The organism is Pseudothauera hydrothermalis, assembly GCF_003345255.1.
In the GTDB taxonomy this organism is placed as follows: Bacteria; Pseudomonadota; Gammaproteobacteria; order Burkholderiales; family Rhodocyclaceae; genus Pseudothauera; species Pseudothauera hydrothermalis.
The window spans coordinates 1,389,554-1,409,648 of record NZ_CP029331.1 but is presented as its reverse complement, the minus strand read 5'-3'; the positions used below and the strand labels follow the sequence as shown (position 1 = coordinate 1,409,648).

The window sequence follows — 20,095 nt, the reverse complement described above, 5'->3', positions numbered from 1 at the left end:
GCCCCGGTGGTGAAATTGGTAGACACGCTTGACTTAGGATCAAGTGCCGCAAGGTGTGGAGGTTCGAGTCCTCTCCGGGGCACCATGCATCGTGGGCCATGTGCCGTTCTGACGCAGCGCCGGCTACATGCGCAGCCGTTCGGCGTAGCCGGTCATCTCCAGATAGCCGCGGCCGATTTCGCGGCCGTCTTCCAATAGACGCACCGCGCCTTCCCAATACACCGCACCGGTCGAACGCCGGCTGTCCAGTTCCTGGTCGTCCATCCACGGCACCACCTTCAGCCTGCGCGGCGCGCCCCCCGACGGCGGGTCGATCTCCACCGTCCATTCCACCGGATAGTCCGCGCCGGTGCGCGGCGAACGCCAGCGCCGGCCGGGTATCCAACGCACCTGATGAGCGCCCAGGCTGACCTGTACGCCATCGGCTCCGCGCAGACTGCCGCCGGCCCACAAAGGCTGCTCGGCCTCGTCACGCATCCTAAAGGCCATTAACGCACCGCCATCGTGCAGATTGATGCCGATCCAGTCCCAACCGCGCGCACCGGGTGGCATCAGCTCGCTGGACCACTCGTGGTCCAGCCAGGCCAGACCGCGTACCCGATGGGTGGCTGTGCGAACCCGCAGCTTGCCGTCCACCGCCAATTGCGGGCGGCTGTAGTAATAGCTGGCGTGCTTGGGGTCGGCGGCCTTGCGGCTAAAGCCGCCCTCGCCATTGATCAGCGGTGGCGCCTGTGGCACGAAGCGCAGCTCGAAAGCAAAGTCCGCCGCCTTCACCTGGGTGCGGTAGCCCGCCTGCTCCAGCCTCAACCACCAGTCACCGATCCAGGCGTGGGTGCGTTCGGTCTCGAAGCCGGCCAGCGGCGCCAGCGCGCGTGCAGCGCGCTCATCATGCAGTAAGCGGCCTTGTTGCGGATCGGCCAGCGCGGCATGGGCCAATACCAGTTGCCGAGGCGCAAAGCGGCTCGGGTTGTCCTCCCCCACGCCGGTTCGCACACGAAAAAAAGTCACCTGAAAACCGCGCTCGGCGCCTGCTTCGTCGGCCAACCAACCGGTGACATACCACCACTCGGTGCGAAATGCCGGGTGGGCCCCGGTATCTTCAGGAAAAACCAGCGCGACACCAGGCACCACCGGCGCATACGCCACCTCTGCCGCCCACGCGAAAGCGCCCTGCAACATCAGCAGCGCGGCGAAAAGACTGCGCCAGCAGGCGGCCCGCATCACCAGTCCTCCCGCACCGCCAGCACGGCAGACTGGCGCATCGCCCGCGCCCCGGCCAAGCGTGCGGCGAGCGCGGCCAGCCCCACCAGCGTAACCGCAAACAGCGCCAACCCACCCCAAGGCAGGTTCATATCCATACTCCAGTGGAAACTCTGACGGTTGACCACCTCGACCAGCACCCAGGCCACCGCCGCGCCGGCAAGCAGCCCCAAGGCCACACCCAGCGCGGCCGCCAGCGCGCCCTCGATTGCCAGCAGCCGGCCGATCTGCCCCTGAGTGAGACCAAGGTGGCGCAGCATGCCGAACTCCCGTCGCCGCGCCGTGGCCAACGCGGCAAAACTGGTGGCCACGCCGAACAGGCCGATCAGCACCGCCACCCCTTCCATCAAATAAGTCACCAGAAAACTGCGGTCGAAAATCTCCAGGCTGCGTGCGCGGATTTCGCCGGGAGTGGCCAGCCGCACGGTGCGCTCGCCCAAGGCCGCATGCACGGCCGTGCCGACGACTGAGGGGTCGGCATCCGGCTGCAGATGGATCGCCAGATCGTTGCTGCGTAGATCGCCGGTCAGCGCACGGTAAAGATCGATGTCGATCACCACCGCACCATGCTGGCGCACATAGTCTCGCCACACCCCGGCAATGCGAAAGCGCAGCGACTGGCCAGCCAACGGCAGCGCCAGCACCTCGCCAGGGCGCAAACCGTACAAATCGACGATCGCCTCGGAGATCCACGCTGGCGGCAAGTCATCGGGCGGCAGATCGGTCATTCGCCCTTTGACCAGCGGCAGATCGCCCACAGCGCGGATTGGGCGCGCCAACACGGTCACCGGCGGCCGCGCCTCGGCCAAGCGCACTTCTACGTTGCGTACCGGCGACACGGTGGCCACGCCGGGTAATGCCGCCACGGTGGCCACCTCGTCAGGCCCCAGGTAACCGCTGGCCGAAGACGCTGCGGCTTGCAAATACAGATCCGCAGGCAGCACACGGGTCAACCAATCCTCCACCGAAGCACGGAAGGAACTCACCATGATGGCCATGGCCGCAGCCAGCGCCACGCTGGCTAGCACGCCGGCGCCGGCCACCACGGTCTGGCCGGGTGCTGCGCTCAGACGCGCTAGCGCCAAACGCCACAGCACCGAGCGGCCGCGCACCGGCAGGCCGGCAACCCCCGCCGTGACACCGGGCAGCGCCAGCACACCCGCGGCCAGCAAACAGGCTATCGCCGCATAGCCCGCCACCGGCACCCCAGCGGCCGGCGGCAATCGGCCGAGTCCGATGGCGGCCAGCAGGCAAACAAAGGTCATCGCCCAGCGCGGACGGCTGTCCAGAGCGCCGGCATCGGCCGCGCGCAGGGCGCGCGCCGGCACCAGCGCCGCTGCTTCACGCGCCGGCAGTTCGCTGCCCGCCCAACCGGCCGCCACCCCCAGCGCCACATAAGCCGCGGTAAGCCAGGGATGAAAGCGCAGCGCTGGTTGCAGTCCTTCAAAGTAACCGGCCCCCAAATCCCCCCCGGCCAGTTGCAATGCGACCGCCGCCAACGCATAGCCAAGAGCCGCCCCGCACGAGCCGCCAATGAACCCCAACGTGGCGCCTTCGGCCAACAGCGCACGGCGCAGTTCACCGCGGGTCAGCCCCAGCGCGCGCAAAAAGGCAAACGTCGGGCGACGACGCACCACCGATAACCATTGGGTGGAGAAAACCAAAAAACCGCCGGTCAGCAGCGCAATGACTGCCAACATGCCGAGATTGACCCGGTAGGCGCGCGACAAGGCGAGCCCCTGCGCGTGTGACGTTTCCGGAGTCAGCACGCTCACCCCCGCCGGCAAGATGGCGGCCAGCGCGCGGCGCGCTTCGTCCCGGTCGATGCCGGGCGCCAAGCGCAGATCGATGCGGGTAAGCCGCCCGATGCGGTCAAAAAGCTGTTGCGCCGCGGCAATGTCCATGACCGCCAATGGCTGACCGGCGCCAGCACCGGGCACCCGACCCGCCACGGTCAGCGTGTGCTCACGCACCCCATTTTGCACGATCAGCGGCCCGCCTCGAGGCAGTGCCAATAAAGCCGCTGCTGCAGGACTCAAGAAAATCCGCCCAGGCCGCAGGGCGGCGAGCTGCTCTGCGCCCTCGTCGGCCACCGGCAACAAAGCCGATTGCACCTCGGCCACGCGGAACACATCCACGCCCAGCACGCGCAGCGTGTCCTGACGCCCCGGCAAGCTGGCTTGCACCTCCAGCACTGGGCTGGCGTGCGCAACCTCCTGCCGCGCGGCGATGCGCAGGTACAGCGCGTCATCAAAACCCTCGCGTGGTCCGACCACTTGCAGATCGGCCTCCCCCACCAACTGGCGCAGCCCGCGGCCGAACTCCTCCAGCGCCGCATCGTGGATTAGATGCACCGCCAGCCCGAGCGCCACGCCCAGCGCAATGGCCAAGAGTGACAGTGCGGTACCCAACGGCCGGTGCCGCAGGCTGGCAAGGAAAACCCGGTTGAGCAGCGCACTCATCGCACCGCCGGCTGTGGCATCAGCCCGGTCGCTGTCAGTCGCAGCACCCGGTCGGCACACGCCGCGGCCGCTGCCGAATGGGTGACCAGCACCCCGGCCGCACCGGATTCGCGCACCGTCTCCAATAGCAGCGCCAGCACCGTCGAGGCATGCGCCGGGTCCAGATTACCGGTCGGCTCGTCGGCCAACACCACTGCCGGACGGTGCACCAACGCCCGCGCAATCGCCACCCGCTGCAACTGCCCGCCCGACAACACACGCGGCCAGTCAGCGGCACGCGCGGCCAAACCCACCCGGGCCAGCATCTGGAGCGCACGCGCCTGGGCCTCATCGTCGGCCACGCCCTGCAACCACAGCGGCAGGGCAACATTCTGTAGCACGGTCAGATGCGGCAGGATATGAAAAGCCTGAAACACAAAGCCATAGCGGTTGCGGCGCAGGCGGGCGAGCGCGTCGTCGTCCAGTCCGACCAGTTCCTGCCCGAGCAAGCGGATGCTGCCGCCATCGACCGTCTCCAGTCCGGCGATGCAGTTCAGTAGCGTGGACTTGCCCACGCCGGATTCGCCCACGATGGCCACGCACTCACCGGCGGCGACATCGAGCCCGACCCGCTCGAAGAGCGCCGTCGGCGCCTGCGGATCGAAACGTTTGACAAGATCGCGGATTTCCAACATGCGCAATGGACCGCTCAATACGCCAAGAAGTGCCCGACAGACGGTTTCGCTTATACTCCGGGCGGCCGGCCGGGCCAAGCCTGTCAGTCCATCGTCCCATGCCCGTCGATCACTACGAAAACTTCCCTGTCGCTTCCGTTTTGTTGCCGGCCGGCCTGCGCGAACCGGTGGAGGCGATTTACGCATTCGCACGCGGGGCGGACGATGTGGCCGACGAAGGGGATTTGCCACCGGCCGAACGTCTGGCACGGCTGGACGAGTACCGCGCCGGGCTGGATTTAATCGCGCGCCGGGCGCCGCAACCGGCCTCAGCCTTGGCACCGATGTTCGAACGCCTGGCGCGCAATATTGACGAGCACGCGCTACCGCTGACGCTTTTTTACGACCTGCTGGATGCTTTTCGTCAGGACGTGGTGAAAACCCGTTACCGGGATTTTGCCGAACTGGCCGACTATTGCCGGCGCTCGGCCAACCCGGTCGGCCGCTTGTTGCTGCATTTGTACCAAGCCACCGACGAGCACAACCTACGCTGTGCCGACCACATTTGTACCGGCTTGCAACTGATCAACTTTTGGCAGGATGTCGCACTGGACCGCGACAAGCGGCGCATCTACCTGCCGGCCGACGAGATGGCGCGCTTTGGCGTGAGCGAAGAGCATATCGAACACGGCCGGGTGGACGCCGCCTGGTGCGCACTGATGGACTTCCAGGTGCAACGTGCGCGCGCGATGATGTGCGCCGGCGCCCCGCTTGCCCGGCGCCTGCCGGGACGCATTGGCTGGGAACTACGCCTGATGGTACTGGGCGGGCTGCGCATCCTGGAACGCATCGAAGCGGTCGGCTACGACGTTTTTCAGCACCGGCCGACCCTGGGCAGAACCGACTGGCCGCTACTTGCCTGGCGCGCCCTGAACTACCGCATGCACACATGAATCCACACGCCTACTGCCAGGACAAGGCCGCGCAAAGCGGCTCAAGCTTTTACTACAGCTTCCTTTTTCTGCCGACTGAGCGCCGTCAGGCGATCACCGCGCTGTATGCCTTTTGCCGGGAAGTCGATGACGTGGTCGACGAATGTCACGACCTGTCGCTGGCGCAGACCAAGCTGCAATGGTGGCGGCAGGAAGTGGGGCGCATCTACGATGGTCAGCCCACCCATCCGGTCGGGTTTGCGCTGCGCGAGGTGTTGGGCCGCTTCGACCTGCCGCGTGAACAACTGCTGGAGATCATCGACGGCATGGCCATGGACTTGCAGCAGACCCGCTACCTGGACTTCAAGGGTCTGCAGCTCTATTGCTACCGCGCCGCCAGTGTGGTTGGCCTCTTGGCTGCGGAGATCTTCGGCTACAGCGACCGCGCCACACTCAAATATGCGCACGATTTGGGCATGGCTTTTCAGCTCACCAACATCATCCGCGATGTAGGCGAAGACGCCCGCCGCGGACGCATTTACCTGCCAATCGAAGACTTGCAGCGTTTCCAGGTGCCGGCTGCTGACATTCTCGCAGCGCGATACAGCGAAAACTTCCGCGCGTTGATGGCATTTCAGGCCGAGCGCGCGCGCCGGTTCTATGCCCAGGCCTACGCCCATCTGCCCGCCATCGACCGTAAGTCCCAGCGCCCGGGACTCATCATGGCAGCGATTTACCGCACTTTGCTGGAGGAAATCGCTCGCGACGGCTTTAAGGTGCTCGACCGCCGCACCTCGCTCACCCCAATCCGCAAACTCTGGATCGCCTGGCGCACCTGGATCAAGGGCTGAGAACACGCATGGTCCCGCATCAAGTGGCAATCATCGGCGCCGGCTATGCCGGGCTGGCCTGCGCAGTGGAACTAGCCCGCCGCGGCGTGCAAGTCACCGTGTTCGAGCGCTCCCACACCCTGGGCGGGCGCGCCCGGGTGGTGGCCAAAGACGGCTACAGGGTGGATAACGGTCAGCACATTCTGTTAGGTGCCTATACCGAACTCAGCCGGCTGCTGCGCACCACCGGCGTGTCGCCCAAGACGCTCCTGCGCCTGCCGCTGCTGCTCCATGTCCCCGATCTGCTGCATTTTCAGGCCGCAGGTCTACCGGCCCCGATGCACCTCTTGGTTGGCTTGTTGCGCGCCCGCGGTCTGACCTGGGCCGACAAGCTGGCCATGGTGCGGCTGATGCGCACGCTCAAAAAGTGCGCCTGGCGGGTGGACGCCACCCTCAGCGTGGCCGATTTGCTGCGCTTGAACCGCCAGACCGAACCACTGGTCCGCCTGCTCTGGGCGCCCTTATGCGTGGCCGCGCTCAACACGCCGGTGGCCGAAGCCTCCGCGCAAGTGTTTGCCAATGTGCTGCGCGACAGTTTGGCGGCAGATGCCGCCGCCAGCGAGCTACTGATCCCGCAGGTGGACCTATCCGAACTCTTTCCGGTGCCGGCCGCACGCTTTTTGGCGGTGCGCCGTGGCAAGCTGCGCACCGGCACCGCAGTGGAGGGCATCCGCCGTGAGCGGGGGCGCTTCTTTCTTGAAGGCGATCCGGGCCAAGCTGGCTACCAGCAGGTGGTCATCGCCACCGCCCCGCATCACGCCGGCGCCTTGCTCGCTTCAGTAGGACACTGCGAACGTCTGGCCGCGCAGATCGACGCCCTGCCCACTGAGCCGATCGTCACCGTCTATTTGGCGCTCGGCGACGGCGTGCGCCTGCCTCACCCGATGATCGGGCTGGCCAACGGCCCCGCTCAGTGGGTGTTCGACCGCGGCCAGCTCGGCGGGCGTGCCGGACTGTTGGCCTGTGTGATCAGCGCGCATGGCGCGCATGAAGCTTTGTCGCGCGAGGCGCTGATCCTGGCGGTACATAAGCAACTCGAAGACGAGCTCGGGCGCCGCCTGCCGGCGCCCGAATGGAGTCAGGCGATCACCGAAAAGCGTGCCACCATCGCCTGCCGCCCCGGCCTGTTGCGCCCTGGTTGCCGCACGCCGGTGGCTGGCTTGTGGCTGGCCGGCGACTACCTCGAATCCGACTACCCGGCCACCCTGGAATCTGCCGCACGCGCTGGCGTTGCCGCAGCCCAGCAGGTGCTGCGCTTTGCCGCCCGCGCACAGCTCTGATTGGCGCCCGGGGGCAAAAAGTCCAAACGGAAACGGGCCAGCCGGACCGCTCGAGTCGGGCGACTCAGGCCCAGCGCAGCGCGGACCGAGGCGGTTCGATGGCCGGCGCCCCCGAGCGGAACGCGGTCAGCATTCGGCGCAGGGCCGCGGCATCCTCGTCGGTAAAGCCACGTTTGAAATCGGTCAGGATCAGCCGCGAGCGGGTCAGCCAATTGCCGGGCGCATCGTCCAGCGCACACCAGGCCGCGGTGGAAATATCCGCTTCATGCTGACTCAGCCACAACATCGCCTCGCGCTCACGCAGCCCGTGCAGTTCTGCGCCTTTCTTGGGAATCAGATGCGGTGTGGCGCCGATCACGCGCGAACGGATGTCCGCTGCAAAGCGCGCGACCAGTTTGGACAAGGAAAACAACATGCGCCAGTCGGACGCGATGACGATGCGCGCCTCGTCGAACTCACGCACCACGGCTTCGATGGTCGGCAGACAGCGAAAATCCTCCGCCTCGCCCCACGGGTGGGTGACACCGTCGAAATCCATGAAAATGTATGAGTATTTGCTCATCTGCTAGGTGCTCGCGCGCAGAAAAACCTGATCGGCCATCCGGGTTCATTGATGCTGCAATGCAGAATATACTGTAATCGGTCGCAACGAAAGCACTGCAAAAAGCGCGTAAAAGGCGCGTTTTTTCTGCGCTGTAACATGACCGTGGTCCAATCGTGCAGCGCAGTCCCATTTCCCTGTAGGAGCCGTCCATGAACCCGATCATCGATCTCGAAGGCAAGGTAGGTCTGATCACCGGCATTGCCAACGAAAAATCCATCTCCACCGGTGTGGCCGAAGCCTGCATGCAGGCCGGCGCCAAACTGGTCATTACCTACCAGAACGAAAAAACCCGCGCCTTCATCGAGCCGGTCGTCAATCGGCTGGGCGTCGAAGACGTCTATCTGATGGATGTTACCCGCCCGGAGACCATGCAAGAGGTGTTCGCGCAGATCGACGCCCGCCACGGCAAGCTGGACTTTGCCATCCACAGCATGGCCTTTGCCAAGCGCGACGATCTGCACGGCCGCGTGGTCGACACCTCGCCCGATGGTTTCGCGCTGGCCATGGACATTTCCACCCACTCCTTCGTGCGTCTGGCCAAACATGCCGAGCCCTTGATGATCAAGGCCGGCGGCGGCTCTCTGGTGACCATGACTTATCTGGGTTCGGAAAAGGTCATTCCCAACTACGGCGTCATGGGCTTGTGCAAGGCGGCGTTGGAAGCAGCCACCCGTTATCTGGCCGCCGAACTGGGCGCCAAGGGCATTCGGGTCAATGCTGTGTCGCCCGGACCGTTGATGACCCGCGCGGCCTCCGGCATTGCCGGCTTCGACGGCCTGATGGCTGCTGCGGTGGAACGCTCGCCGATGCACAGTCTGGTCACGCCGGAGGACATTGGCGCACTGACCGCTTTTCTGGTGTCCGATGCCGGCCGCCTGATCACCGGCGGCGTACATTTCGTCGACGCCGGCTACAACATCATGGGCTGAGCCGCCCCGGTACGGAGTACGCGCCGAATGATCGATCTTGCCGAAGCACGCGCACGGCTGGGCCGCGAGTCGGTGGTGCTGCCCGACCCGGTGCCCGATCACCCGCTGCTTGCCGGCAAAAAGGAGATCGGCCGCGGCGAATACTCCATTGTGTTAGACAAAGGCGACGGCGAGCGGGTCTATAAGGTCGTCAGCTCGCCGGCCGACTATTTTTTGTACACCGCCCACGACCGCCCGCGCGGCGAGCATTTCCCGATCATTTACGCCGATCACGGCATCATCGGGCGGGCCAGTTCCGGCTACCCCTTCCATCTGATCGAGATGGAGCGTCTGTACCCCTTGCAACAAGACACCCCGGCCGCCGAACTTGCCGCACGGCTGATCGACTTTTACTGGTCGGCTTGCCAGCAATGGAGCCGACTGGGTATGGACATGGGGCGGATTGCCCTCTATCACATGACCGTCAATCCGCTGGACATCTCAGACAGTCTTCAGCAGGCGCTGAAAGCCTTGTCGGACTTCGTCGAGGCCTACCAGGTGCTGCCCGATATCCTCAACACCAACAACCTGATGATGCGCAAGGACGGCACCCTGGTGTTTTCCGATCCGGTTTTCCTTGCCTGAAGCGGCACCCTGTCAAGTATCGCGGCTGGCTGCCCGCGAGCGCCGATGCGCCCCAAGGTCGAGCATGACCACTTCTCGCCCTTGCAGCACCAGCGCGCCTGGATAGCGGTCATAGCCGCTATCCGAATACTCGAATTCATACACCCGCCGCAGTGCCAGGCGCCCGTTGTCGTCGCGCGCCAAGCGCAGCGACCGGCAGGCAACGGTCTCATCGAGCAATTGCACCGCCTCACGCCGGCAGGCCGCGCGCGCGCCCGCCATGCCGGCTTCGCGGGCCTCGAAGCTATCGAACCAAAGCCACGCCAGCGCCACCATGAGCAAGAGGAGGGAAAGTTCCAGCCCGGACATGACGATGATGATACCTGCCCGCGTCGATGCCGCACTGCGCTCAGGGCGCGATCAGGCCAGCATCATGCCGCGGATCATGAAATACAGCATGGCCGCGATCAGGGCCGAGGCGGGCACGGTAATGATCCATGCTGCAGCGATACGCATCAGTTGGGAGCGTTTGACCAATTCACGCTTATAAACCTTGCGCAGCCCTTTACGTTCGCCCTTGGAAAGATGCAGCGGGTCGTCTTGCTGCTTGGCCTTGCGTTTGAGCTCGCGCAGCATTTCACCTTTGCGAGCCACCGAAGCCTTGGCAAACTCGGCCAAATACGCGTCCAGCGCCTCCTGATCGTCTTCCGGATGGTGTGCCTTGATCTCGGCCACCATACGGTCGTAGTTGCGTTTGAGGTATTCGCGCAGGAAGCCTACGCCGAACACGCCGCCGACCGCGATATGGGTCGAACTGACCGGCAGCCCGAGTTGACTGGCCAAGATGACGGTCAGCGTGGCAGCCATGGCGATACAGTAAGCGCGCATCTGATCGAGTTCGGTAATCTCGGAGCCCACCGTGCGGATGAGCTTAGGTCCGTACAGTGCCAACCCCAACGCAATGCCCAGCGCACCGACCATCATCACCCAGGTTGGAATCGCCGCTGCGGTGCCGATCTTTGCGCCACCTTGCGAGACGATATCCACAATGGCTGCCAGCGGGCCGACCGCATTGGCCACGTCATTAGAACCATGGGCAAAACTGAGCAATGCTGCGGCAAAGATCAGCGGCACGGTCAGCAGGCTATTGACGCTTTGTTTGGTATTGCTGATCCAGCGCGCGCGAGCCGCCACGAAGGGTTTGACCGCAAAGTACACCAGCACCGCCACGGCCAGGCCGATCAGCGCGGCACCGGTAAAGCCGGTTTTCCATATCTTACTGACCCCTTTTAGCAGGATGTAGGCAACAAACGCCCAGGCCATCAACGCCACCAGTAACGGCACTACACTGCGCGCAGCGGCTACCATGTCGGCTTTGTAGGTGATGCTACGCTTGATGAGATAGAGAAACCCCGCGGCGATCAAACCGCCCATCAGCGGAGAAATCACCCAACTGGCGGCAATCGAACCCATCACCGACCAGTTGACCGCATCGACCCCGCTGGCGGCCATACCCGCCCCGAGTACCGCACCGACTATGGAATGCGTGGTCGACACCGGCGCGCCGACTGCGGTGGCAATGTTCAGCCACAAGGCCCCGGCCAGCAGGGCGGCCAGCATCAACCAGACGAAGGTGTCGCCGTCGGCAATGCGACTGGGGTCGATGATGCCGCCACGGATGGTGCCGACCACTTCGCCGCCGGCAATCAAAGCACCGGCGGCTTCGAAAACCGCGGCGATCAACAGCGCGCCCCCCATGCTCAGCGCCTTGGAGCCGACCGTCGGCCCCACGTTGTTGGCGACATCGTTGGCACCGATATTCATCGCCATGTAGCCGCCGACCACAGCCGCAATGACCAGTACCAGACTGGTCTGCTCGCCACCGCGCATCGTCACATAAAGCATGACGCCAACCAGAAAGATCAGGCCAAGGCCCAGCCTGAAAAGCTCGGAACGCCCCCGCTTGGTGGCCCGCTCGATTTCGTCGATGTGTTGAAGTTCCACGCGCCCAAACCCGCTTGTGCGAAAAAGCGCGTATTGTTTCAGAAATGTTTAGTTAACAAAAACGAAACAAAGCGTGACCACCCAACCGCTGCTATTGCTGCAAACGGTCGTAATTGTCCGCCCGGCCGCGCGCGGCTTCGACCGGGTAACGTTGTTCGTTGATTGCCAGCTTACGCTGCGCGGCCTGGGCCAGATCGATGTCGAGCACATCGGCCAGACGCACCAGGTATAGCAGCACATCGGCCAGTTCCAACGCCACCGCCTCACGGGTCTGGGCAGACAGCGCGGCCGACTGCTCGGGTGTCAGCCACTGGAAATGCTCGATCACCTCGCCCGCCTCGCCAGCCAGGGCCATGGCCAGATTTTTCGGGGTGTGAAAGGGCGCCCAGTCGCGCGCCGCGGCGAAATCGCGCAGCGCGTCGCGCAGTGTCTCCAAACAATCGGGCGTACTCATTCGATGCGATGCTCCAAATCGAAACCCGCGCCATCGTCTTCGGCCAGGTGGGCGACCAACCAGGGCATGACCGCCTCCAAACGTTCGGGCAGTATCCAGGGAGGGTTGACCACGAACATGCCGCTGCCGAAAAGACCCAAGCCGTCGCGCGGCGGCTTGCGCACCATCAGGCGCACGTCCAACCAACTGTCGGCGCCCAGTGCGGCCAGCCGCTCGGGCAGTTGCCGCGCCTCGGGACGGGCCAGCATCGGGTACCACACCGCAAAGCAGCCGGTCGGAAACCGGCGCATTGCCTCGGCCAGGGCTTCGACGGTGCGACGATAGTCGTCCTTGACCTCATAAGGCGGATCGATCAGCACCAGTGCCCGCCGGCTCGGCGGCGGCAGCAGCGCGCGCAGCGCGGAAAAGCCATCGGCCTTGCGCACCGCGACCCGCGCCGGCTCGCCGACGAAGGTCTTTTGCAGTAGCGCCGCATCGACAGGATGCAGCTCGAACAAATGCATTCGGTCCTGGGCGCGTACCCGGGTCATCGCCAGCGCTGGCGATCCGGGGTAAAAAGTCAGCCCGCCGTGTGGATTGAACTGGCGCACCGCTTCCAAGTATGGCCGCAGCGCCTCGGGCAGGTCGTCGCGCTGCCACAAGCGCCCGATGCCTGCGGCGTGCTCGGCGGTCTTGGCCGCGTGCTCGCCATCGAGCGTGTAGCACCCGGCACCGGCATGGGTGTCGATGTAACACCAGGGTTTGTCTTTTCGATTCAGGTAGTCGAGCAGTTCGACCAGCAAAAAGTGTTTGAGCACGTCGGCGTGATTGCCGGCGTGAAAGGCGTGGCGGTAACTGAGCATCGAGGTCTTGCGCGCAGCGGGAATGGCGCGATGCTACCACCGGCGCCGACCGTACACCGGAAGTGTTTGATACAAAGGCGCCTTTTGACGTAACGGCAAGTTTCCACACCGCGCAGCACTTGCTATGATTGCGCCCCTTTCAGCCGGCGACCCGCTGGCCGCACCTCAGAACAGAGAGACTCAGGTCATGGCAATTTACGCACTGGGCGACAAAGTTCCGCGCTTCGGCGAGGGCTGCTGGATCGCGGACAATGCCACGGTAATCGGCCAGGTGAATGCAGGGCGTAACGTCAGCATCTGGTACAACGTGGTGATTCGCGGCGACAACGACCCGATCACCATCGGCGACGACACCAACATTCAGGACGGCTCCATTCTGCACAATGACCAGGGCGTGCCGCTACAGATTGGCGCAGGCGTGACCATTGGCCACATGGTGATGCTGCACGGCTGCACCGTGGGAGACGGCAGCCTGATCGGCATCAATGCGGTGGTACTCAACCATGCGGTGATCGGCAAAAACTGCATCATCGGCGCCAATGCCTTGATTCCGGAAGGCAAGGTGATCCCCGACCGCTCCTTGGTGGTCGGCTCGCCCGGGCGCATCATCCGCGAACTGACCGACCAGGACATCGCCAACCTCAAAGCCAACGCCGCCCATTATGTGGACAACGCCCGGCTGTATGCCGCAAAACTTCGTCATATCGATCCGTTCAACGGCCGCTGAGCCGCGTCTTCACAGCGCCTTACAAACGTAAAGCGCTTTTTGCGCAGGCATCGGGTATAAGCTGGCAGCTCGTCCCCGTCCGCAATCGCCGCTATGAATGCCGCTACCCGTTACCTCACCGTGCTGCTTGTCTGCGGCGCGTTAATGGCCGGCCAGGCCCATGCACAACAAGCCCATTCCCCGCATCCCATCACCATCGATTTGAACGCCGAGGCGCAGCGTACCGCGCCCAACGATCTGGCGCTTGCCACCGCCTATATCGAAATCACCGACGCCAACCCGGCGGCGGTCGCCCGCGAAGTCAACAAAGTCATGACCGCCGCGCTCGAGGCTGCCAACCGTTATGAGCAGATCAAGACACAGTCTGCCAACACGCATACTTGGCCGGTATATGGCAAAAACGGCCGCCAGATCGAAGCTTGGCGGATGCGTTCCGAACTACGCCTGGAAAGTCGCGATATCGCCGCCCTGTCCGGATTATTGGGCAAGTTGCAAACCACCATGGCGGTGTCGCAGATCGACATGCAACCTGCCCCAGAAACCCGCCGCAAAGCGCTGGATGAGGCCACAGTGGACGCAATACGTGCCTTTGAGCAACGCGCCTCGTTGATGGCCGCCGCCCTTGGCAAACCCTACCGTATCCGCCACTTGAGCGTCGGCGCGCCCGGCGCGCATCCGCAACCGATGCCGCGTATGCGCGCTGCGCTGATGGCTGCCGAGGCCGATGCGGCACCGTTGCAGGCCGGCGAAAGCGAAATTGCGGTAACGGTCAGCGGCACCATCGAATTACTCGACTGAGCACGGCGAAACACGGCCGCGCGCTACAACCGGGTAGACGCACAATGCGCGCATCGGTAAGGTTGAGCCGATGCGCCGTGTTTCTTTCCACCTCCGTCGACTTCCACCGCTGTTTGCCGCGCTGATGCTGGCAGCCTGCGGAACCACACCGCCGTCCGCAGTCCGCGCCCCGGCCCCGCCGGCCAGCAAAGCGGCCGATTACTTTGCACTCGCCCATCCGATGCAGCGCCAGGAAATCGTGCTGTACGCACTCGGCCTGCTGAATACCGGTTACCGCTTTGGCGGCCGCAACCCCGAGGCTGGTCTGGACTGCAGCGGCATGGTGAGCTACGTCGTCGAACAGGTCTCGGGGCTACGCCTGCCGCACAATGCCGCGCAGATTGCCGCGCGGACGCGGCCGATCGCACTTGCCCAACTTGAGCCCGGCGACCTGGTGTTTTTCAACACGCTCGGACGCCCACACTCGCACATGGGCGTCTATATCGGCGACGGGCGCTTCATCCACGCGCCCTCCAGCCGCGGCCGTGTGCACATTCAACGGCTCGATCACCCCTACTTCGCCCCCCGCATCGACGGCGCCCGCAGCCTGCTGGCCGGTGACTGATCGCTGCAGGATTCGACCTTGCGTCGGGCGACGCTCACGCCTACGCTGCAATAGGCAAGCACACCAGCGCATTGAAACCAGGAGGAGCGCCCCATGCCCACACGAAAGATCAGTCAAATCATTCGCAACCAACGCATCCTGACCGCCCCTGCCTCAGTCACGGTGCGGCAAGCCTGCCGTCAGATGGTGGATCATCGGGTCGGCGCGGTGATGGTGGTCGACCAGGATGGCCGTCTGACCGGCATTTTTACCGAACGCGATGCACTGGCCCGGGTGCTGGCGGTTGGACTGGACCCGGACGCCACCTTGCTGGAGGCGGTGATGACCGCTCAGCCCACCACTATTTCGCCCGAACGCCCCCTTGGCCATGCCCTACACCTGATGTACGACGGCGGTTTTCGCCATGTACCAGTGGTCGAAAACGGCCGCCCGGTGGGCATGGTGTCTGCGCGGGACGCGCTGGGGCCTGAGCTGGCTGCCTTCGAAAACGAACTCGAACAGCGCGAGCTCATTACCGCGCTACTGTAAAAAAGACCTGGCGCACGTCCCCCGCCCTCGCCACCCGGGCGTTGCGCTCACCGGTTTGCAGGCGGCGTGGCACCGGCCGCGCGGTCGGCGGTGGCTGCCTTGGGCACGTGCACATAGATTTCGCCTGGCCGGGTCAGCCCCAATTCATAACGGGCACGCTCTTCGACCGCCTCGTTGCCGGATTTCAGATCCTGAACCTCGGCCGCGAGGGCGCCGTTGCGTTGCTCCAAGCCATGGTTGACCGCCCGCTGCGCCTGTAACTGCGCATTCACCTCCGATACCCGCAACCACCCCCCCTTACCGAGCCAAAGCGGGTACTGCAGCGCCAGCAACAGCAATGTAAGGATAATGACCGGCCAACGCATCAGGCGTATTCGCATTCCAATGCACGAAAGGCCGACGGACTCCTCCGCCAGCCTTCCATCAATCTAAGCCGCCAGCGGCCCTTTGCAACTTTAAAACCGCCGCAGCCCGCCTTGTTAACCTCGTTAACTCAGCGTACCCGCAGGTTGAAGAACGCCCGGCGGCCAGGGTAACTAGCGGTATCGCCCAGGTCTTCTTCGATCCGCAACAGTTGGTTGTATTTCGAGATGCGATCCGAGCGGGAGAGCGAACCGGTTTTGATCTGCATGGCGTTCAAGCCAACCGCGATGTCGGCGATGGTGGCGTCATCGGTTTCGCCCGAGCGGTGCGAAATCACCGATGCATAGCCGGCGCGCTTGGCCATCTCGACCGCGGCGAAGGTCTCGGACAGGGTACCGATCTGATTGATTTTGATCAGGATGGCGTTGGCAATGCCCTGTTCGATGCCCTGCTCCAAGATCTTGGTATTGGTCACGAATAGATCATCGCCCACCAACTGCACCTTTTTGCCTAGACGTTCGGTCAGCGTCTTCCACCCCGCCCAGTCGCCTTCAGCCATGCCATCTTCGATGGAGACGATGGGGAACTTGTCGGCCAAGGTCGCCAAATAATCGGCAAAGCCTTCGGCAGTCAGGCTCAGCCCCTCGCCCGCCAGCTCGTATCTGCCGTTCTTGTAGAACTCGCTGGAAGCGCAATCGAGCGCCAGCAACACGTCGCGGCCGGGCTCATAACCGGCGGCGGCGATGGCGTCCTGGATCATGTTCAACGCCTCTTCGGTGCCGGACACGTTGGGCGCAAAGCCGCCCTCATCCCCCACCGTGGTGGGGTAGCCTTTTTTGTCGGTGAGTTTTTTCAGATGATGGAAAACCTCGGCGCCACAACGCAGCGCTTCGCGGAAACTGGTCATGGACACCGGCATGATCATGCATTCCTGAATGTCCAGGCTGTTGTTGGCGTGCGCGCCGCCATTGATGACGTTCATCATCGGCACCGGCATGGTCATCGGGCCGGAGCCGCCGAAGTAGCGGTACAGCGGCAGACCGGCTTCCTCGGCAGCGGCCTTGGCCACCGCCATCGACACCGCCAGCATGGCGTTGGCGCCCAGGCGGGATTTGTTTTCGGTGCCGTCCAGCTCGATCAGGGTGCGGTCGATGAAAGCCTGCTCCTCGGCATCCAGGCCAATGATGGCTTCGGAGATCTCGGTGTTTACGTTCTCCACCGCACGCAGCACGCCCTTGCCCAGGTAGCGGCTGGCATCGCCGTCGCGCAGCTCGATGGCTTCGCGCGAGCCGGTGGAGGCACCCGACGGCACCGCGGCACGGCCCATCACGCCGGATTCCAGCAGCACGTCGGCTTCGACCGTGGGATTGCCGCGGGAATCCAGAATCTCGCGGGCGATCACATCAACGATTGCACTCATGGTCTTTCCTGTATCAATTGAAAACGGGGTGAATCAAACACTGCTCGCGGGCGCTTTGCTCATGGCTGCAGTTCGGTCAACCCGCCAGCCTTGACCAGCCGATCGATATCGCGCAGCACAGCGAGCAGCGCTTTCATCTTCGGCAGTGGCCAGGCGTTGGGGCCGTCGGAGAGCGCCTTGTCGGGGTCGGGATGGGTTTCCATGAACAGGCCCGCCACGCCCACGGCTACCGCAGCGCGCGCGAGCACCGGCACGAATTCGCGCTGTCCGCCCGAAGCGGTACCCTGCCCGCCCGGCAGCTGCACCGAATGGGTGGCGTCGAACACCACCGGGCAGCCGGTCTCACGCATGATCGCCAGCGAACGCATGTCGGAGACCAGGTTGTTATAGCCAAAGGAGACACCACGCTCGCAGACCATGATGGTATCCGAGCCGCCGTTGGCCTCTTTGGCCTTGTCGACCACGTTTTTCATATCGGCCGGGGCGAGAAACTGGCCTTTTTTGATGTTCACCGGTTTGCCCGTCGCGGCCACCGCATGGATGAAGTCGGTCTGGCGACACAAAAAGGCCGGGGTTTGCAGCACGTCGACCACCGCGGCCACCTCCGGGACTTCTTCCACGGTATGCACATCGGTGAGCACCGGCAGACCGAGCTGGGTCTTCACTGCGGAGAGCATCTTCAACCCGGCCGCCATGCCGTGCCCGCGAAAGCTTTTGCCGGAGCTGCGATTGGCTTTGTCGTAAGAGGCCTTGAAGATGTACGCAATACCCAGTTCAGCGCAGATTTCCTTCATCTGGCCGGCGACATCCAGGCACAACTGCTCGGACTCGGCCACGCAGGGTCCGGCGATAAGAAAAAACGGCCGGTTCAGACCCACCTCGAAACCGCAAAGCTTCATCGCCAAAACTCCTCAACCCGCCCTGTGCGCCAGCGCCGCCTTGACATAGGCGATAAAAAGCGGATGACCTTTGCGCGGATTGGAGGTGAATTCGGGATGGAACTGGCAGCCGACAAACCACGGATGCATCTGGCGCGGCAATTCCACCATTTCGCACAAATCGGTAACCGGTGCCCGGCCGGAAACCACCAACCCCTTTTGTTCGAGTTCGGCAAGCAGGGTGTTGTTGACTTCATAACGGTGGCGGTGACGCTCGACGATTTCTGCCGCGCCATAAATTTCCCGCGCCAACGTACCCTCTTTGAGGCAACAGGTTTGCCCGCCCAACCGCATGGTGCCGCCCAGGTCGGAATTTTCGCTGCGCTTTTCGATCTTGCCGCTGCGGTCCTGCCACTCGGTGATCAGGCCGACCACCGGATACGGGGTGGATGGTTCAAATTCGGTCGAATGCGCGCCTGCCATGCCGGCCACATCGCGCGCAAACTCCACCACGGCAAGCTGCATCCCCAGGCAGATTCCAAGGTAGGGCAGTTTATGCTCCCGCGCATAGCGGATCGCGGCAATCTTACCTTCGGTGCCACGCTTGCCGAAGCCACCGGGCACCAGGATGGCGTCCATTTTCTCCAGCACCGCGCAGCCTTCGCGTTCGATGTCTTCGGAGTCGATGTAGTGGATATTCACCCTGGAACGGGTGTGCATGCCGGCGTGGCCGAGCGCCTCGATCAAAGATTTGTACGATTCGGTGAGATCGACATATTTTCCGACAAAGGCGATGTCGACCTCGCTTTGCGGGTTCTCCAGCGCGAAGATCAACTGCTCCCAGACGCTGAGATCGGCCGCGCGCGCCAAAATGCCCAGCTTGTGGCAGACGATCTCATCGAGCATCTGATCGTGCAGCAGACCCGGAATTTTGTAGATCGAATCCGCATCCAGACACTCGATGACCGCTTCCGGCATCACATTGCAAAACAGCGCGATTTTGCGCCGCTCATCGGCAGGAATGGAGCGATCTGCCCGGCACAGCAGGATGTCGGGCTGAATGCCGATCTCGCGCAGTTCCTTGACCGAGTGCTGGGTCGGCTTGGTCTTGAGTTCGCCAGCGGTGGGAATATAGGGCAGCAGCGTCAGATGAATGAAGCAGGTGGCATTGCGGCCTTCCTCGATGCCCATCTGGCGGATCGCTTCGAGGAAGGGCAGCGATTCGATGTCGCCGACGGTGCCGCCCACCTCGACGATGGCCACGTCGGCGCCTTCCGCGCCACGCTTGATGAAGTGTTTGATTTCATCGGTGATATGCGGAATTACCTGGACGGTTTTGCCCAGATATTCGCCACGGCGCTCCTTTTTCAGCACCGACTCGTAAATCTGGCCGGTGGTGAAATTGTTGCGCTTGCTCATCTTGGCGCTGGTAAAGCGCTCATAGTGGCCCAAATCGAGGTCGGTTTCGGCACCGTCTTCGGTGACGAACACCTCACCGTGCTGAAACGGGCTCATGGTGCCCGGATCGACGTTGATATAGGGATCGAGCTTGAGATGCGTGACCTTGATGCCACGCGATTCCAAAATGGCCCCCAACGAGGCCGCTGCGATGCCCTTGCCCAAAGAGGACACGACACCGCCGGTAACGAAGACGTATTTGGTCATGGGAATGCAACTGCGGGAAAGCGCGATGATAACCGAAGAGCCCCCACAGCCGAAAGCGCCTGCCCCGCGGCCGTGTCCGCGAGTGGGTTTCGGAGAACACCGAGAAGATCGAACTGTTTTGCCTGCCGCCGTATGCGCCGGCGAGAGAGGCTCATTGAGGGGTACAACGGCACCACCCGCGTTGAGGCATTGACCGCCA

Annotated in this window: 21 protein-coding genes and 1 tRNA gene; 10 read left to right on the top strand and 12 right to left on the bottom strand. The window is 63.6% G+C overall.

The features are described 5' to 3' along the window. A tRNA-Leu gene (locus DIE29_RS06845) sits at positions 1-85 on the top strand. Positions 86-123: 38 nt separating this feature from the next. Here DIE29_RS06845 and DIE29_RS06840 read toward each other — a convergent pair. The 3 genes from DIE29_RS06840 to DIE29_RS06830 are packed head-to-tail and all read right to left on the bottom strand — an operon-like array spanning position 124 to position 4,396. Beyond that, complete coding sequence (locus tag DIE29_RS06840; RefSeq protein ID WP_114649530.1) at positions 124-1,221, bottom strand: lipocalin-like domain-containing protein; 1,098 nt, start codon at positions 1,219-1,221, stop codon at positions 124-126. Then, positions 1,221-3,722 carry an FtsX-like permease family protein gene (locus DIE29_RS06835; RefSeq protein WP_114649529.1) on the bottom strand — a complete coding sequence of 834 codons (2,502 nt, stop codon included), beginning with the start codon at positions 3,720-3,722 and terminating at the stop codon, positions 1,221-1,223. The genes DIE29_RS06840 and DIE29_RS06835 overlap by 1 nt, the downstream gene beginning before the upstream one ends. Further along, positions 3,719-4,396: an ABC transporter ATP-binding protein gene (locus DIE29_RS06830; protein ID WP_114649528.1), complete on the bottom strand. Its 678-nt coding sequence runs from the start codon at positions 4,394-4,396 to the stop codon at positions 3,719-3,721. The genes DIE29_RS06835 and DIE29_RS06830 overlap by 4 nt, the downstream gene beginning before the upstream one ends. A gap of 98 nt (positions 4,397-4,494) precedes the next feature. On the opposite strand from DIE29_RS06830, the gene hpnC reads away from it, so the two are divergent. The 3 genes from hpnC to hpnE are packed head-to-tail and all read left to right on the top strand — an operon-like array spanning position 4,495 to position 7,477. Continuing rightward, complete coding sequence (gene hpnC, locus DIE29_RS06825; RefSeq protein WP_102041789.1) at positions 4,495-5,328, top strand: squalene synthase HpnC; 834 nt, start codon at positions 4,495-4,497, stop codon at positions 5,326-5,328. Next, positions 5,325-6,158, top strand: a complete 834-nt coding sequence (hpnD, locus tag DIE29_RS06820; protein WP_114649527.1) for a presqualene diphosphate synthase HpnD — start codon at positions 5,325-5,327, stop codon at positions 6,156-6,158. The genes hpnC and hpnD overlap by 4 nt, the downstream gene beginning before the upstream one ends. Next, the gene (hpnE, locus tag DIE29_RS06815; protein ID WP_335740058.1) at positions 6,143-7,477 is read left to right on the top strand and encodes a hydroxysqualene dehydroxylase HpnE; all 1,335 of its coding nucleotides are present in this window, start codon (positions 6,143-6,145) and stop codon (positions 7,475-7,477) included. Before hpnD ends, hpnE begins: the two co-directional genes overlap by 16 nt. 64 nt (positions 7,478-7,541) lie before the next feature. Here the strand turns inward: hpnE and DIE29_RS06810 are convergent, their stop codons facing one another. After that, positions 7,542-8,039 (bottom strand): HAD domain-containing protein, encoded by a 498-nt coding sequence (locus DIE29_RS06810; protein WP_114649525.1) that lies wholly within the window; start codon positions 8,037-8,039, stop codon positions 7,542-7,544. 191 nt (positions 8,040-8,230) lie between these two features. Here DIE29_RS06810 and fabI point away from each other — a divergent pair, with 191 nt between their 5' ends. After that, a complete protein-coding gene (gene fabI / locus DIE29_RS06805) occupies positions 8,231-9,010 on the top strand; it encodes an enoyl-ACP reductase FabI (RefSeq protein ID WP_102041793.1) in 780 nt (259 codons plus the stop codon). Between the two features lie 27 nt (positions 9,011-9,037). Then, positions 9,038-9,634, top strand: a complete 597-nt coding sequence (locus DIE29_RS06800) for a hypothetical protein (RefSeq protein ID WP_102041794.1) — start codon at positions 9,038-9,040, stop codon at positions 9,632-9,634. A 12-nt stretch (positions 9,635-9,646) separates the two neighbouring features. Here DIE29_RS06800 and DIE29_RS06795 read toward each other — a convergent pair whose 3' ends face one another. From DIE29_RS06795 to DIE29_RS06780, 4 genes are all read right to left on the bottom strand, one after another. Beyond that, the gene (locus DIE29_RS06795) at positions 9,647-9,982 is read right to left on the bottom strand and encodes a DUF3301 domain-containing protein (protein WP_102041795.1); all 336 of its coding nucleotides are present in this window, start codon (positions 9,980-9,982) and stop codon (positions 9,647-9,649) included. Between the two features lie 51 nt (positions 9,983-10,033). Then, positions 10,034-11,617 (bottom strand): inorganic phosphate transporter, encoded by a 1,584-nt coding sequence (locus tag DIE29_RS06790; RefSeq protein ID WP_102041796.1) that lies wholly within the window; start codon positions 11,615-11,617, stop codon positions 10,034-10,036. 91 nt (positions 11,618-11,708) lie between these two features. Beyond that, positions 11,709-12,071, bottom strand: coding sequence for a nucleotide pyrophosphohydrolase (locus DIE29_RS06785; protein ID WP_114649524.1), 363 nt, complete (start codon positions 12,069-12,071; stop codon positions 11,709-11,711). After that, on the bottom strand, positions 12,068-12,913 hold the full coding sequence (locus tag DIE29_RS06780; protein ID WP_102041798.1) for a 23S rRNA (adenine(2030)-N(6))-methyltransferase RlmJ: 846 nt from the start codon (positions 12,911-12,913) through the stop codon (positions 12,068-12,070). The genes DIE29_RS06785 and DIE29_RS06780 overlap by 4 nt, the downstream gene beginning before the upstream one ends. Positions 12,914-13,100: 187 nt before the next feature. Here DIE29_RS06780 and DIE29_RS06775 point away from each other — a divergent pair, with 187 nt between their 5' ends. From DIE29_RS06775 to DIE29_RS06760, 4 genes are all read left to right on the top strand, one after another. Continuing rightward, positions 13,101-13,640 (top strand): gamma carbonic anhydrase family protein, encoded by a 540-nt coding sequence (locus tag DIE29_RS06775; protein WP_102043193.1) that lies wholly within the window; start codon positions 13,101-13,103, stop codon positions 13,638-13,640. A 93-nt stretch (positions 13,641-13,733) separates the two neighbouring features. After that, positions 13,734-14,438, top strand: coding sequence for an SIMPL domain-containing protein (locus DIE29_RS06770; RefSeq protein WP_237269532.1), 705 nt, complete (start codon positions 13,734-13,736; stop codon positions 14,436-14,438). Positions 14,439-14,508: 70 nt separating this feature from the next. After that, positions 14,509-15,042: a C40 family peptidase gene (locus DIE29_RS06765; RefSeq protein WP_114649523.1), complete on the top strand. Its 534-nt coding sequence runs from the start codon at positions 14,509-14,511 to the stop codon at positions 15,040-15,042. A gap of 93 nt (positions 15,043-15,135) precedes the next feature. Next, positions 15,136-15,570 (top strand): CBS domain-containing protein, encoded by a 435-nt coding sequence (locus DIE29_RS06760; RefSeq protein WP_114649522.1) that lies wholly within the window; start codon positions 15,136-15,138, stop codon positions 15,568-15,570. 47 nt (positions 15,571-15,617) lie between these two features. On the opposite strand, the gene ftsB is transcribed toward DIE29_RS06760, so the two are convergent. The 4 genes from ftsB to DIE29_RS06740 form a co-directional block, all read right to left on the bottom strand. Next, complete coding sequence (gene ftsB / locus DIE29_RS06755; protein WP_114649521.1) at positions 15,618-15,935, bottom strand: cell division protein FtsB; 318 nt, start codon at positions 15,933-15,935, stop codon at positions 15,618-15,620. Between the two features lie 128 nt (positions 15,936-16,063). After that, positions 16,064-17,353 (bottom strand): phosphopyruvate hydratase, encoded by a 1,290-nt coding sequence (gene eno / locus DIE29_RS06750; protein WP_108080165.1) that lies wholly within the window; start codon positions 17,351-17,353, stop codon positions 16,064-16,066. A gap of 59 nt (positions 17,354-17,412) precedes the next feature. After that, positions 17,413-18,252, bottom strand: a complete 840-nt coding sequence (gene kdsA / locus DIE29_RS06745) for a 3-deoxy-8-phosphooctulonate synthase (protein ID WP_102041804.1) — start codon at positions 18,250-18,252, stop codon at positions 17,413-17,415. 12 nt (positions 18,253-18,264) lie between these two features. Continuing rightward, positions 18,265-19,896 carry a CTP synthase gene (locus DIE29_RS06740; RefSeq protein ID WP_102041805.1) on the bottom strand — a complete coding sequence of 544 codons (1,632 nt, stop codon included), beginning with the start codon at positions 19,894-19,896 and terminating at the stop codon, positions 18,265-18,267. Between the last annotated feature and the right edge of the window lie 199 nt (positions 19,897-20,095).